This window comes from Paraburkholderia sp. DD10 (assembly GCF_049177125.1).
In the GTDB taxonomy this organism is placed as follows: Bacteria; Pseudomonadota; Gammaproteobacteria; order Burkholderiales; family Burkholderiaceae; genus Paraburkholderia; species Paraburkholderia terricola.
The window spans coordinates 1,603,522-1,615,910 of record NZ_CP185393.1 but is presented as its reverse complement, the minus strand read 5'-3'; the positions used below and the strand labels follow the sequence as shown (position 1 = coordinate 1,615,910).

The 12,389-nt window shown below is 64.2% G+C and carries 10 protein-coding genes and 2 pseudogenes; 9 read left to right on the top strand and 3 right to left on the bottom strand.

Annotated features, from left to right (window positions below):
- Nucleotides 1-26: 26 nt before the first annotated feature.
- The 3 genes from ACOCG7_RS22625 to ACOCG7_RS22615 are packed head-to-tail and all read left to right on the top strand — an operon-like array spanning nt 27 to nt 3,528.
- Nucleotides 27-1,850, top strand: a complete 1,824-nt coding sequence (locus tag ACOCG7_RS22625; protein WP_083083514.1) for an ABC transporter permease — start codon at nt 27-29, stop codon at nt 1,848-1,850.
- An 11-nt stretch (nt 1,851-1,861) separates the two neighbouring features.
- Entirely contained in the window at nt 1,862-2,731 is an 870-nt protein-coding gene (locus ACOCG7_RS22620) for an ABC transporter ATP-binding protein (RefSeq protein WP_083083515.1), read from the top strand.
- Nucleotides 2,728-3,528 (top strand): ATP-binding cassette domain-containing protein, encoded by an 801-nt coding sequence (locus ACOCG7_RS22615; RefSeq protein WP_083083516.1) that lies wholly within the window; start codon nt 2,728-2,730, stop codon nt 3,526-3,528. Before ACOCG7_RS22620 ends, ACOCG7_RS22615 begins: the two co-directional genes overlap by 4 nt.
- Nucleotides 3,529-3,576: 48 nt before the next feature.
- Here ACOCG7_RS22615 and ACOCG7_RS22610 read toward each other — a convergent pair.
- Nucleotides 3,577-4,411, bottom strand: a pseudogene (locus ACOCG7_RS22610) (VOC family protein).
- A gap of 69 nt (nt 4,412-4,480) precedes the next feature.
- Nucleotides 4,481-5,077, bottom strand: a pseudogene (locus ACOCG7_RS22605) (nitroreductase family protein).
- 430 nt (nt 5,078-5,507) lie between these two features.
- On the opposite strand from ACOCG7_RS22605, the gene ACOCG7_RS22600 reads away from it, so the two are divergent.
- From ACOCG7_RS22600 to ACOCG7_RS22580, 5 genes are all read left to right on the top strand, one after another.
- A complete protein-coding gene (locus ACOCG7_RS22600) occupies nt 5,508-5,975 on the top strand; it encodes a rhodanese-like domain-containing protein (protein WP_083083518.1) in 468 nt (155 codons plus the stop codon).
- 41 nt (nt 5,976-6,016) lie between these two features.
- The gene (gene epsC / locus ACOCG7_RS22595) at nt 6,017-6,985 is read left to right on the top strand and encodes a serine O-acetyltransferase EpsC (RefSeq protein WP_083083519.1); all 969 of its coding nucleotides are present in this window, start codon (nt 6,017-6,019) and stop codon (nt 6,983-6,985) included.
- Nucleotides 6,985-7,260: a helix-turn-helix domain-containing protein gene (locus ACOCG7_RS22590; RefSeq protein WP_083083520.1), complete on the top strand. Its 276-nt coding sequence runs from the start codon at nt 6,985-6,987 to the stop codon at nt 7,258-7,260. The genes epsC and ACOCG7_RS22590 overlap by 1 nt, the downstream gene beginning before the upstream one ends.
- A gap of 108 nt (nt 7,261-7,368) precedes the next feature.
- The gene (locus ACOCG7_RS22585) at nt 7,369-8,301 is read left to right on the top strand and encodes a family 2A encapsulin nanocompartment shell protein (protein WP_083083521.1); all 933 of its coding nucleotides are present in this window, start codon (nt 7,369-7,371) and stop codon (nt 8,299-8,301) included.
- Nucleotides 8,276-10,375, top strand: coding sequence for a family 2A encapsulin nanocompartment cargo protein cysteine desulfurase (locus ACOCG7_RS22580; RefSeq protein WP_083083522.1), 2,100 nt, complete (start codon nt 8,276-8,278; stop codon nt 10,373-10,375). Before ACOCG7_RS22585 ends, ACOCG7_RS22580 begins: the two co-directional genes overlap by 26 nt.
- Here the strand turns inward: ACOCG7_RS22580 and ACOCG7_RS22575 are convergent.
- Complete coding sequence (locus ACOCG7_RS22575; protein WP_083083523.1) at nt 10,364-11,704, bottom strand: LLM class flavin-dependent oxidoreductase; 1,341 nt, start codon at nt 11,702-11,704, stop codon at nt 10,364-10,366. The genes ACOCG7_RS22580 and ACOCG7_RS22575 overlap by 12 nt on opposite strands.
- A 357-nt stretch (nt 11,705-12,061) precedes the next feature.
- On the opposite strand from ACOCG7_RS22575, the gene ACOCG7_RS22570 reads away from it, so the two are divergent.
- On the top strand, nt 12,062-12,373 hold the full coding sequence (locus ACOCG7_RS22570; protein ID WP_223217537.1) for a hypothetical protein: 312 nt from the start codon (nt 12,062-12,064) through the stop codon (nt 12,371-12,373).
- The last annotated feature ends 16 nt before the right edge of the window (nt 12,374-12,389 follow it).

Sequence of the window (12,389 nt, the reverse complement as noted above, 5' to 3'; positions counted from 1 at the left end):
AACACGGGCTATTGGACTTACACGCTATGACGGCCTGGTTCGACTACACGATCAACGGATTGATCGTCGGCAATATCTATGCGCTGCTGGCGGTCGGCCTCGCGCTGATCTTCGGCGTATCGCATCTGATCAATTTCGCGCACGGCTCGGTGTATATGGTCGGCGGTTTCATCGGCTGGCTGTGCCTGACGCGGCTCGGCTTGCCGTTGCCGGTCGCGCTCGTCGCGACCATCGCGGGTTGCGCGGTGCTTGGCATCGTCATCGAGCGGATCGGTTTGCGGCCGCTTCAGGGCGCGGCGCGGATCGCGCCGTTGCTCGCCACGATCGGCATCAGCTTCGTGCTCGACCAGCTGGCGCAAATCGTCTTCGGTCCCGATCCGCGTCCGGTGCCGAGTTCGTTGCCGGACTGGACGCTCTCGCTCGGCGGGGCGACCCTCGGCTCGCTCGACCTGCTGATCGCGGCAATCGGCATCAGCGCCGCGGCGGTGCTGTACGTGTTTCTGCGCTTCACGCGGCTCGGCTGGGCCGTGCGCGCCACCGCGCAGGATCGCGACGCCGCGCAGCAGATGGGCGTCAACGTGAATGCCGTGAATCAGGCCGTGTTCGCGATTGCCTGCGGACTCGGCGGCCTGAGCGGTTTGCTCGTGGGCATGTACTACAACAGCATCGATCCGGCGATGGGCTTTCAGGCCACGCTGAAAGGCGTCGTCGCGCTGCTGATCGGCGGGCTGGGCAACGTGCCTGGCGCGATTGCCGGCAGCCTGCTGCTGGGTCTGGTCGAGAGCTACGGCGTGGCACTCTTCGGCACCAGCTATCGCGACCTGTTCGCGTTCGTGCTGTTGCTGGCGTTTCTCGTCTGGCGGCCGAACGGGCTGTTCAGTTCGAGCCGCCGTCTGCCGCCCGAGCCGCTTACGGGCACGTTCCTGTCGAACCGCAAGGCAGTCAGCATTCCGCGCCGCGTGATCGTCGCGGTGGTGGTGCTCGCTTTCGTCGTGCCGTTCGTGACGCCTTCGGCTTACGTGCTGCAGACGCTGACCAACGGCTGGATCTACGGGCTGCTGGCGCTCAGCCTGACACTCGTCGCGGGGACCGTCGGACAGATTTCGCTCGGCCACGCGGCACTGCTGTTGATCGGCGCTTATGCATCGGCGCTGCTGTCGGTGAATCTGAGCTGGTCGCCGGCCGTGACGATTCCGCTTGCCGGGCTCATCACCGCGGCGATCGGTACGCTGCTGGTGTATCCGTCGTTCCGGCTGCGCGGCCATTACGTGTCGATTGCGACGCTGGGTATCGGCGAGATCATCGGCCTCGTGGTGTTGAACTGGGACAGCCTGACGCGCGGGCCGATCGGCATCACCGGCATTCCGCCGTTGTCGCTGTTCGGCTGGCAGTTGACCGGCGTGCGCGCGGTGTACTGGTTCACGCTCGCGGTACTCGTGCTGCTTGCGCTTCTACAAGTGCGGCTGCTGCGCTCGCATCTTGGCCGCACCTGGCGCGCGATCCGTGAAGACGATGTCGCGGCGCGCGCGTATGGCGTTCAGCCCAACCGCTACAAGGCCATTGCCTTCGCGTGCGGCGGACTCGCGGCGGGCATCGGCGGCGGCATTGCGGCGCATCTTTACAGCTACATCAACTATCAGACCTTCGACTCGCAGGTGTCGATCCTCGCGCTGACCATGGTGATTCTCGGCGGTCTGGGCAGCGTGGTCGGCGCGGTGGCGGGCGCGCTGGCGCTTATCAGCCTGCCTGAACTGTTTCGCTTCGCCGCCGATTACCGGATGCTGATCTACGGCGTGATCCTGCTTCTGCTGGTGCGCTTCCGGCCGCAGGGCCTGTTCGGCGCGGTATGACGGAGACGACCATGACTTCTTCTTCCACCAGTGCCACGGACATTCTGTTTGATGTCCGGCGCGTGACGCGCCGTTTTGGCGGCCTCGTCGCCGTCGACGAAGTGAATCTCTCCGTGGCGCGCGGCGAATGTGTGAGCGTGATCGGGCCGAACGGCGCGGGGAAATCCACGCTGTTCAATCTGCTGACGGGAATCGATACGCCGGACTCGGGCTCGGTGCGCTTTGGCGGCGAAGACGTGACCGGCATGGCGCCTGAACGGCTTGCGGCGCGCGGCGTCGCCCGTACGTTCCAGCATGGGCGCGTGTTCGGCAACCTGAGCGTGCTGGACAACGTTCTGATTGGTGCACACGCGCGCCTCGCGATGACGCGGCGCGGCTGGCCCGTCGTCGGCGCGTTCGCCGAAGTGCTGCGCGCGTTGATCGGGCCGGCGGCGGTGCGCCGCGAGGAAGCCGAACTGCGCGATCAGGTCAAAACACTGCTCGCGCGTTTCGGCACACGCCTCGCGCCTCGCATCGACGAGCCCGCGCACAGCCTGTCCTACGCAAACCGCAGGCGAGTGGAAATTGCACGCGCACTAGCGCTGCGGCCGCGCATTCTGCTGCTCGACGAGCCGACCGCCGGCATGAACGAGTCCGAGACCGCGGAAATGCTCGAACTGATTCTCGAACTGAAACGCGACGGTCTCACCATCCTGCTGATCGAGCACAAGCTCGACCTCGTGATGCGTCTGTCCGATCGCGTGCTGGTCCTCGACGACGGCCGCAAGATTGCGTCGGGTCTGCCGGACGAGGTGCGCAGCGATCCCGCCGTGATCGAAGCCTACCTCGGACATCGACAGGTCGGCGCCCAGGTCGGCAGCAACGAAACGGCCGCCGCATGAGCACGTCCGGCCTGCACCTGGTGTCGTCGACCGAATTACCCTCTGCCCAATTTGCCATGACTGAGCCGTTGCTGAAACTCGACCAGATCGACACTTTCTACGGGCAGATCCAGGTCCACTTCGGCCTGAATCTCAGCATTGGACGCGGTGAGATCGTGAGCCTTCTGGGCGGCAACGCCAGCGGCAAGTCGACGGCGATGAAAGTGATCCTCGGCCTGCACAAACCGCGAACCGGCACGGTGAGCTTCGACGGCAAACCGTTGAACGGGCTGCCGACCTCGCAGATCGTACGGCGTGGGATCGCCTCCGTGCCGGAAGCACGGCGACTCTTTGGCGACATGACGGTGCGCGAAAACCTGCTGATGGGCGCGTTTACGCGCAACGACCGCGCCGGCATCGCGGAGGACTACGAGCGCATGCTCGAACTGTTCCCACGCGTGAAGGAGCGGCTGACGCAACGCGCCGGCACGCTCTCGGGCGGCGAGCAGCAGATGCTGGCCATGGCGCGTGCGCTGATGAGCCGACCGTCGCTGGTTTGCATGGACGAACCGACCATGGGCCTCTCGCCGCTATATGTCGACAAGGTGCTTGAACTGATTCGGACCATCAACCAGCAGGGCATCACGTTCTTCATGGTCGAGCAGAATGCGAGCCTTGCGTTGCAGATCGCGCATCGCGGCTATGTGTTGCAGACCGGCCGCGTGGTGTTGTCGGGCACCGCAAGCGATCTGCTCGGCGATCAACGGATTCGCGACGCTTATCTTGGCGGCTCGCTTGCAGCGGAGACCGCGTCTTGAGCGCCCAGTCGGCAGTCAATTGACGACCGGCCCTGCGACAGTCTGGGATCAGGACGCTGCCACGAGTTCGAGGATCGCCCCGTGCGTGAGCTCGCGTGCGAATGCGCGCGGCGACCCGCCCGTTTGCGTTCCCAATGCGACGGCGAACACACCTTCACCTCGTGTGGCGAGGTGTTTCCTGATGTCCGATGCCAGGCCTTCAGCGGGCTCCTCCACCGCGTTCGACGGACTTGCTGGCCCGGATGAACTTGACGGACTCACGAGCGTCAACGTGGTCGGGCCGATCGGCAGGATGGCTAACCTGACGCCGTAGCCAGGCAGCGGCGCGCGCTGCGCATTGAATTCGCCGAGCAGCGCGCGATAGCGTGCGAGACTCGCGTCCAGATCGTGCACGGCGAGCGTGATATTTGCCACACCGTCTGCACCATTGGCGTGGCGACGCACGTCACCTTCGGCAACGCGTAACTGACGCGGCGTCAGATCTCCGCACAAAAACGGCAGGTCCACGCTGCGCGGCTTGCCGATCTGCCATTCGAGCCGTTCGCCGTCAGGCCGCACGCGTCCGCCGGCGACCGTCGTAGTTCAGTCCGCGCCCGTGCGCCGCATCGATCGTTGCCGCAACCGATGGCGGCAGCAGCGCGAAATCGACAAAGCCGTCGCCGACGCGATTGCCGGCGTCCCACCAGCGATGCTCCGGCGCGTCGCGCAAGAAGGCGATCAGTTCGAAATAGCTGCCGTCCGCGAAACCGATCAGCGCATTGTGCGTGGCGCCGTCGGCATGCGTACCGCCGCGCTGCACGGTAAAACCTAGCGAGCTGAAATGAGCGATGGTCGCTTCGAGATCCTGTACGCGGATCACGATATGGTCGAGTGAAAGGGACATGCCGGTTTGACTCATCAGGAGGTAAGCGGCGGGCAAACGCCCGCATTGTCCGCGGGCTGTGTCCGCGCGTCAGAACGTGAAGCGTCCTTCTGCCGCAATGGAGGCGAGCGGATTGCGCTGGCTTTGTGCTTCGCGCGCCTGCAGGCTCTCAGGCAACGACGCCTTGTCGCCCGCGCGGCCAATGGCGATACCGGCTTCGATCGAGTAGACGTGTGGAACGGCAAGCTCGCGGCGAATCGTCTCGCGTTCAATCCCGGCGAGACCATGCGCATGCCATCAGGAAAGGCTGGCCTGAAGTGCCAGATAGCCCCACGCGGCGCCGGTATCGAACGAATGGGTGGGCGCGGGCACTTCCGCTGCGCCGCCGGGCGGCGTGAACGTGCTCTTCGACAGCACGATCACAATGGCCGAAGCGTGTTTTGCCCAGCTGCGGTTGAATTCGTTGAGGAAGCCGAGGAACTGTTCCCAATGCGGCGTATCGCGTCTTGCGTAGACGAATCGCCAGGGTTGTGAGTTGTAGGACGAAGGCGCCCAGCGTGCCGCTTCCAGCAACGTCAGCAAGGCGGCTTCCGGGATCTGATCCGAACGGAAGGCGCGCGGAGACCAGCGATCCAGAAAGTGCCTGTCGATCGCGTGTTCCGCACTGCGCAGGTTCGAGGTGGTCATGGGTTGCTCCAGTATGAAGAGAATTCGACTTGAGAGGCTGAATAAGGTGGAACGCCCGTCAGGCGCCTCACGCTATACCGAGCCACTTTAGCCGCCCGCGCCGCGCAACTGAATCGATTTATTCTCGCAAACATATTCCTTTGCCTGTGGACGCGCGACGTCATTTGTGTGTGATTCACTCCGCGAAAAACAATCCACAAAAGCTCGCTTGCGCTTACTTTTTTCCGCCGCTAGATTCATTCGCATGGCATGAAGCGGGCGTGGCCGCGAGCGGGAGCGACTAAACCGATGCTTCTTTAGAAAGCACAATTTGTTGGTTCGGCTTCGGCCCCGGATATTTCATAGTGTCTCCTGATGGCTATAGGCGGTTGCTTTCGCCGTTGCCTTGAAACCGGCGCGTAAGGATGCGCGCGATATCGAAGGAGACGTCATGACGCTTGAACTCGTAGAACGACCCACCCACGCGCTGCTCGAAGCCGCCCGCTCCCGTGCCGAAGAAGCCGGCCTGCCTTACGCCGGTGGCGTGTCGCCGCAGGATGCATGGGCACTCGTGCAGAGCGGCGAGGCCGTGCTGGTCGATGTGCGTACCAATGAGGAACGCAAGTTCGTCGGGTTCGTACCCGACAGCCTCCATGTCGCCTGGGCGACCGGGACGAGTCTGACGCGCAATCCGCGCTTCGTGCGCGAACTGGAGGCCAAGACGGGCAAGGACGCCGTCGTGCTGCTGCTGTGCCGCAGCGGCAACCGTTCCGCGCTGGCTGCGGAAGCCGCCGCGAAGGCAGGCTTCACGCAGGTTTTCAACGTTCTGGAAGGGTTTGAAGGCGAGCTTGACGCCGCGCAACGGCGTGGCGCCAGCAACGGTTGGCGCTTTCACGGACTGCCGTGGATCCAGGATTGACGCGCCGGATCGTTCACCCTGCACTTTAAGGAGTGACCGCTGTGGCTGTGTTTGATGTCGATGAGATTGTCGAGGCGCTTCAGACCGTTCGCCAGCAATGGCGGGAAGTGCAGAAGCGCTCGCTCGAACCGGGCGGGCGCGAATTGCCGGGACGCGAAGCACTCGCGCAGATTATCGATACGCTCAAGGGCGTGCTGTTTCCGATGCGGCTGGGTCCGCCCGATCTGCGTCAGGAAAGCGAAAACTTCTATGTCGGGCACGCGCTCGATGCCGCGCTGCACGCGCTGTTGAGCCAGGCACGCCTCGAGTTGCATTACCGCAGCCGGCATCAGCCGCCGCCCGCTGCCACGATCGAGGAGCAGGCGGGCATTGCGGTGCGCGCGTTCGCGGCGCGTTTGCCGGCGATCCGCAGTCTGCTCGACAGCGACGTGCTGGCGGCGTTTCACGGCGACCCCGCGGCCGGCAGCGTAGACGAAGTGCTGCTCTGTTATCCGGGCGTGCTGGCGATGATCCATCACCGGCTGGCGCACGAGCTTTATGGTCTGGGCCTGCCGCTGCTAGCCCGCATCGTCGCGGAACTCGCGCATGCGCAAACGGGCATCGACATCCATCCGGGCGCGAAGATCGGCGCGGGATTCTTTATCGATCACGGTACGGGCGTGGTGATCGGCGAAACCGCGGTGATCGGCGAACGCGTGCGCCTTTATCAGGCCGTCACGTTGGGCGCAAAACGCTTTCCACGCGACGCGCAAGGCCACCTCGAAAAAGGCCATGCGCGTCATCCGATTGTCGAGGACGACGTGGTGATCTACGCGGGCGCTACCATTCTCGGGCGTGTCACGCTCGGCCGCGGCTCGGTGATCGGCGGCAATGTCTGGCTGACGCAGGACGTCGCGCCCGGTTCGCACGTCACGCAGGCCGTGTCGCGCAACGAGGGCACCGCAGTGAACACCGGGCACGCGCCGCGCGATCATGCCGAGGCGCTTCCCATCGCGACAGGAGCCGCGTAATGAGCGGACTCGTACGTGAGTTCGGTGCCGCCGTGCGGCGGCTTCGCGAGACCCGCGGGTGGTCGCAGGAGCAACTGGCCGAATACGCCGGACTCAACCGCTCATATGTCGGCGAAGTGGAACGCGGCTCGGCGATCGCATCGATCGTCACCGTCGACAAGCTGGCTCGCGCATTCCAGGTGCCGATCGAGCACCTGCTCAATCCGTCTTCCGACGTGACGAACGTTCCCGGCTTCGCGCCCGCGGCGTTCGTCGATCCCGCATCCGCGAGCTAGATCCTGGCTTGCCGTCTATAGCATGTTGAAGGTCCGGGGCGTCCTCTCGATAATCTGTTCCGCTCATAAGCTTTTCTGTTTTTCTTCTATCAAACCCCGGAGCTTCAGATGACAGCAACAGTGGGCGGCCTGACGGCGCTCGGCGATAACGCAGCACGGCAACTAGCCAATGCCACCAAAACTGTTCCGCAGCTTTCCACGATCACGCCGCGTTGGCTCACCCATCTGTTGCAATGGCTGCCGGTCGAGGCAGGCATCTATCGCCTGAATCAGGTGAAGAATCCCGAAGCGGTGGTCGCTGCCTGCACCGCGCGCGAGGATGAAAGCATCCTGCCGCGCACGTTCGTGCCTTACGAAGAGCAGCCGCGCGAGTACTTCCTGAATGCCGTCAGCACGGTCCTAGATGTTCATACGCGCATCTCGGACCTGTATAGCAGCCCGCACGACCAGATCAAGGAACAACTGCGCCTCACGATCGAGACGATCAAGGAATTGCAGGAAAGCCAGCTGATCAACAACCCGGACTACGGCCTGCTTGCGAATGTGGCCGAAGAGCAGCGCGTATTCCCGTTGACCGGCGCGCCGACGCCCGACGACCTCGATGAACTGCTGACCAAGGTCTGGAAAGAGCCGGCGTTCTTCCTGACGCATCCGCTCGCGATTGCCGCCTTCGGCCGCGAATGCACGCGTCGCGGTGTGCCGCCGCCGACGGTCAGCCTGTTCGGCTCGCAATTCCTCACATGGCGTGGCATTCCGCTGATCCCGTCGGACAAGGTGCCGGTTGCCGACGGCAAGACCAAGATTCTGCTGCTGCGTGTGGGCGACAAGCGCCAAGGCGTGGTCGGCCTGTTCCAGCCGGGCGTAGCCGGCGAGCAGGGTCCGGGTCTGTCGGTTCGCTTCATGGGTATCAACAATCACGCGATCGCGTCGTATCTGATCTCGCTCTATTGCTCGCTCGCCGTGCATTCGCCGGACGCGCTGGCGGTTCTCGATGACGTGGAGATCGGCAAGTACCATGACTACCCAGATACCTACAAGTAAGCCCATGGATAGCGTCCTGCCGCACGATGTGCCGAGCGCTCCGCCCGGCGGCTTGCCTGCGGGTCTTCCCGATCCTGCCACGTTGGCGTCTCTTGCGAATTCGTTCTTCTCGGCGTTGCCGGGATATGCGCCGCAATCGGGCGCGACGCCCGGCGTCGCCGGCACGCTACCTTTCACCGCGCCGCTGACGAGCGAGATCAGCAATCCGGCGCCCGCCGGTTCGCCGCTCGCCGGTCCCGGCGGCACGGGCACGGGGATACCCGGCGCAGCGGTGCCGCAAGGGCATGTGCCCGGCAGCAACCTGCTGCCCTCGTCGCCGACGCATGTGCTCTCGCTGGGCAACCGCGCGCCGGCGTTGGCGCCTCACGCAACGGCCTCGAACGGTTTGCCCGATAGCGTGGTGACCGTTGCACCCGCACTCGATCCGCGCTTTGGCGGAGCCGCGCTAGGCGTGCCCGAGGGGCATGGCGCGCAGCGGCCGTCAGCCGGCGGGGCGGCTTCGCCGGGGCTGCCGGGGTCGCATGGTCTGCCTCGCTCTGCGAACCCGCCGGCATCCGCGTCACCGTTTTATTTCCTGGGCGAAACCGGCCAGCCGCACACCGGGACAAAGGCATCGCCCGACATCGTCGTGCCGGTCTGGAGCGAGGTGAATGCGCAATCTTTCGGTCTGCCCGGTGTCGACGAACCGCTTGCCGAGCAACGTTTCCCCTACGACCGTTCGGCCGCCACGCATACGGCACCGGCGCCGACGCTGGCGGATCACACAGCCGGCTCGCACTATTTTCTGGATCTTCACGATTCGTCACGCTCCGCGGCACAGCCGCACGGTGTGCCGCATGCCGGAGCGTCGGCCCATCCGCCGTTCGACGTGAATGCCATCCGTCGCGACTTCCCGATCCTGCAGGAACGCGTGAACGGCCGTCAACTGGTGTGGTTCGACAATGCCGCGACCACGCACAAGCCGCAGGCGGTGATCGACCGGCTGGCGTATTTCTACGCGCATGAGAACTCGAATATCCATCGGGCGGCTCATGCACTGGCCGGCCGCGCGACAGACGCGTACGAAGCCGCGCGTAGCAAGGTGCAGCGTTTTATCGGCGCTGCTTCGCCGGATGAAATCATCTTCGTGCGCGGCACCACCGAAGCGATCAATCTGATCGCGAAAACGTGGGGCGTGCAGCATGTGGGTGAGGGTGACGAGATCATCGTGTCGCATCTCGAGCATCACGCGAACATCGTGCCGTGGCAGCAGCTTGCCGCGCAAACCGGTGCGAAGCTGCGCGTGATTCCAGTCGACGACAGTGGCCAGGTGCTGCTCGACGAATACCGGAAGCTGCTCAACGACCGCACGAAAATCGTCTCCGTCACGCAGGTGTCCAATGCGCTCGGAACGGTGGTGCCGGTCAAGGAGATCGTCGAGCTCGCGCATCGGGCCGGCGCGAAGGCGTTGGTCGACGGTGCGCAGTCTGTGTCGCACATGCGGGTGGACGTGCAGGCCATCGACGCGGATTTCTTCGTGTTCTCGGGTCACAAGGTGTTCGGTCCGACCGGCATCGGCGTGGTCTACGGCAAGCGCGCGATCCTCGAAGACATGCCGCCGTGGCAGGGGGGCGGCAACATGATCGCCGACGTGACGTTCGAGCGCACGGTGTTCCAGCGGCCGCCGAATCGTTTCGAAGCGGGCACGGGCAATATCGCCGATGCAGTGGGTCTCGGCGCGGCCATCGACTATGTTCAGCGCGTCGGCATCGAGAATATCGCGCGCTATGAGCATGATCTGCTGGCGTATGCGACGAGCGTGTTGCAACCGGTTCCGGGTGTGCGTCTGATCGGCACTGCGCGCGACAAGGCGAGTGTGTTGTCCTTCGTGTTGAAAGGCTACGAGACCGAGGAAGTCGGTCAGGCGCTCAACGAAGAGGGCATCGCGGTCCGCTCGGGGCATCACTGCGCGCAGCCGATCTTGCGACGCTTCGGGGTCGAAGCGACCGTGCGGCCGTCCCTCGCGTTCTACAACACCTGCGATGAAGTGGATGCGCTGGTGTCTGTGGTACGACGGTTGTCCTCACGACGCTAAAGAAAGGCGGCGGCTCACGGGCCGCCGCAATCCGAAATGCTCACGCAACGTGCGGCCTTCATACTCGGTGCGGAAAATGCCGCGCTGTTGCAGAAGCGGCACCACGCCGTCGGTGAAATCCTGCAAGCCGCCCGGCAGCACATCGGGCATGAGGTTGAAACCATCGGCGGCGCCACCTTTGAACCAGTGTTCGATGTCGTCGGCGATCTGCTCCGGCGTGCCGACTATCACCCGGTGCCCGCCACCGCCGGCCAGCGCGCGGATCAACTGGCGCGCCGTGTAGCCGTTCGAGCGCGCTTGCGCGAGCGTGGCATGAAAGAACGTGTGATTGCCGTTGCCGCCACCGGGCAGTGAAAGATCGTCCGGCAGAGGTTCGTCGAGTTTCAGGCGATCGGCGCTTACGCCCAGAATGCCCGCGAGCCGGGTGAGGCTGTACGTCCACGGGATCAGGTCCACCAGTTCATCGCGACGGCGCAGCGCTTGCGCTTCGGTCGCGCCGACGATGGTGGTGAGTCCGGGCAGCACGCGGATCGCGTCGTCGCCCCGCCCATATGCCGCGGCGCGCGATTTGAGTTCTCGCGCGTAAGCGGCCGCCTCGTCGAACGACTGCGACGCGGAGAATACCGCTTCCGCGTGGCGAGCAGCGAGTTCACGCCCATCCGCCGAGCCGCCTGCCTGAATCAGCACAGGATGCCCTTGGGCACTGCGTGGCAGATTGAGCGGGCCGTCCACATTGAAGTATTTGCCGCGATGCTCGATGCGATGCACTTTCGCCGCATCGACGAAACGACCGTTCGCCTTGTCGCCGATAAACGCGTCGTCTTCCCAGCTATCCCACAGCGCCTTCACGACCTCGGTAAATTCGGCGGCCCGTTCGTAGCGCTCGGCATGATTGGGCACCGCCTCACGGCCGAAGTTGCGCGCCGAGCCGAGATCGGCCGTCGTCACGATGTTCCAGCCTGCGCGCCCCGCGCTGAGATGATCGAGCGTGGCGAAGCGCCGCGCGATGTTATACGGCTCGTTATAACTCGTCGACGCCGTGCCGATCACGCCGATATGCGTCGTGGCCGACGCAATGCCGGCGAGCAGCACGGTCGGCTCCAGCGCCGTGATCGGCCGGAAGTCGATCTGGTCGGCGATCGATGCATTGTCGGCCAGAAACACCGCATCGAACTTCGCCGCCTCCGCGATCCGCGCGACGCGGACGTAGTGGTCGATATCGATGAAAGCGCGAGGATCCGCGTCGCTGGTTCGCCAGGCGGAGGGCACGAAGCCCGAGTGGAGGATGTTGACGTTCAGATGCAACTGGCGCGGTGGATCGTTTCTCATGGGTCTGGTCGAATGCGGAAGGGCCAGCAACGAAGGAGCAAGAGCGCGTGGCCGACTTTTCCATTGTCGATTGACCGTGCATTCGAGACCACTAACGAATTCTGGCATCGATATGTCGGCAATGACTTAGATTCGCGAACTCGCAAGCCGCAAACGCTGCCAGACTGCGTTTCGCCCGTAACGATGATTTGCGACGTGCGGCGCGCTTCATAACCATATCGGAACTCGGTCTTTCCAAATTCGCGCCAACACTGCCATGCTTTGATTCAGGCGGTGCGCGGCTTCGGCCCGCGGCGCACATTTCATAACCGCAGTGACCGAACGCTATCGAGTATGGATCCTTTGATCGAGAGTCTGATGTTGAAAATGAGGCACAGCCGCGTCTATACGGCTGTGACGTTCGCCCGTCTGTTCGGCGTGTCGGAGAAAGCGGTCGAAGCCGCGCTCGCCACGCTGATCGAAAGCGGCAAAGTGCGCACCTGCATCAACGCCCGGCGAAATGTCGGCTACTGTCTGGGAGGCGCGACGCCGGTCTCCGCGTCGCGGCTTCCATCCGACGCGACCACCGTGGCCACGCCGCCTTTGACGCGCCGCGTGGACGGCGCGCTGGCGGGCTACGACAGGCAACTCGAGGCGCACCGCTCGCTCGCCATGCTCGTGCGCCGCTGAGTTTTCAGAAATCGCG

What these genes read in the sequence shown, in the direction of transcription:
- ACOCG7_RS22625 (WP_083083514.1), top strand. Translation starts at nt 27, where the DNA reads ATGACGGCCTGGTTCGACTACACGATCAACGGATTGATCGTCGGCAAT.
- ACOCG7_RS22620 (WP_083083515.1), top strand. Translation starts at nt 1,862, where the DNA reads ATGACTTCTTCTTCCACCAGTGCCACGGACATTCTGTTTGATGTCCGG.
- ACOCG7_RS22615 (WP_083083516.1), top strand. Translation starts at nt 2,728, where the DNA reads ATGAGCACGTCCGGCCTGCACCTGGTGTCGTCGACCGAATTACCCTCT.
- ACOCG7_RS22600 (WP_083083518.1), top strand. Translation starts at nt 5,508, where the DNA reads ATGACGCTTGAACTCGTAGAACGACCCACCCACGCGCTGCTCGAAGCC.
- ACOCG7_RS22590 (WP_083083520.1), top strand. Translation starts at nt 6,985, where the DNA reads ATGAGCGGACTCGTACGTGAGTTCGGTGCCGCCGTGCGGCGGCTTCGC.
- ACOCG7_RS22585 (WP_083083521.1), top strand. Translation starts at nt 7,369, where the DNA reads ATGACAGCAACAGTGGGCGGCCTGACGGCGCTCGGCGATAACGCAGCA.
- ACOCG7_RS22580 (WP_083083522.1), top strand. Translation starts at nt 8,276, where the DNA reads ATGACTACCCAGATACCTACAAGTAAGCCCATGGATAGCGTCCTGCCG.
- ACOCG7_RS22575 (WP_083083523.1), bottom strand. Translation starts at nt 11,704, where the DNA reads ATGAGAAACGATCCACCGCGCCAGTTGCATCTGAACGTCAACATCCTC.
- ACOCG7_RS22570 (WP_223217537.1), top strand. Translation starts at nt 12,062, where the DNA reads ATGTTGAAAATGAGGCACAGCCGCGTCTATACGGCTGTGACGTTCGCC.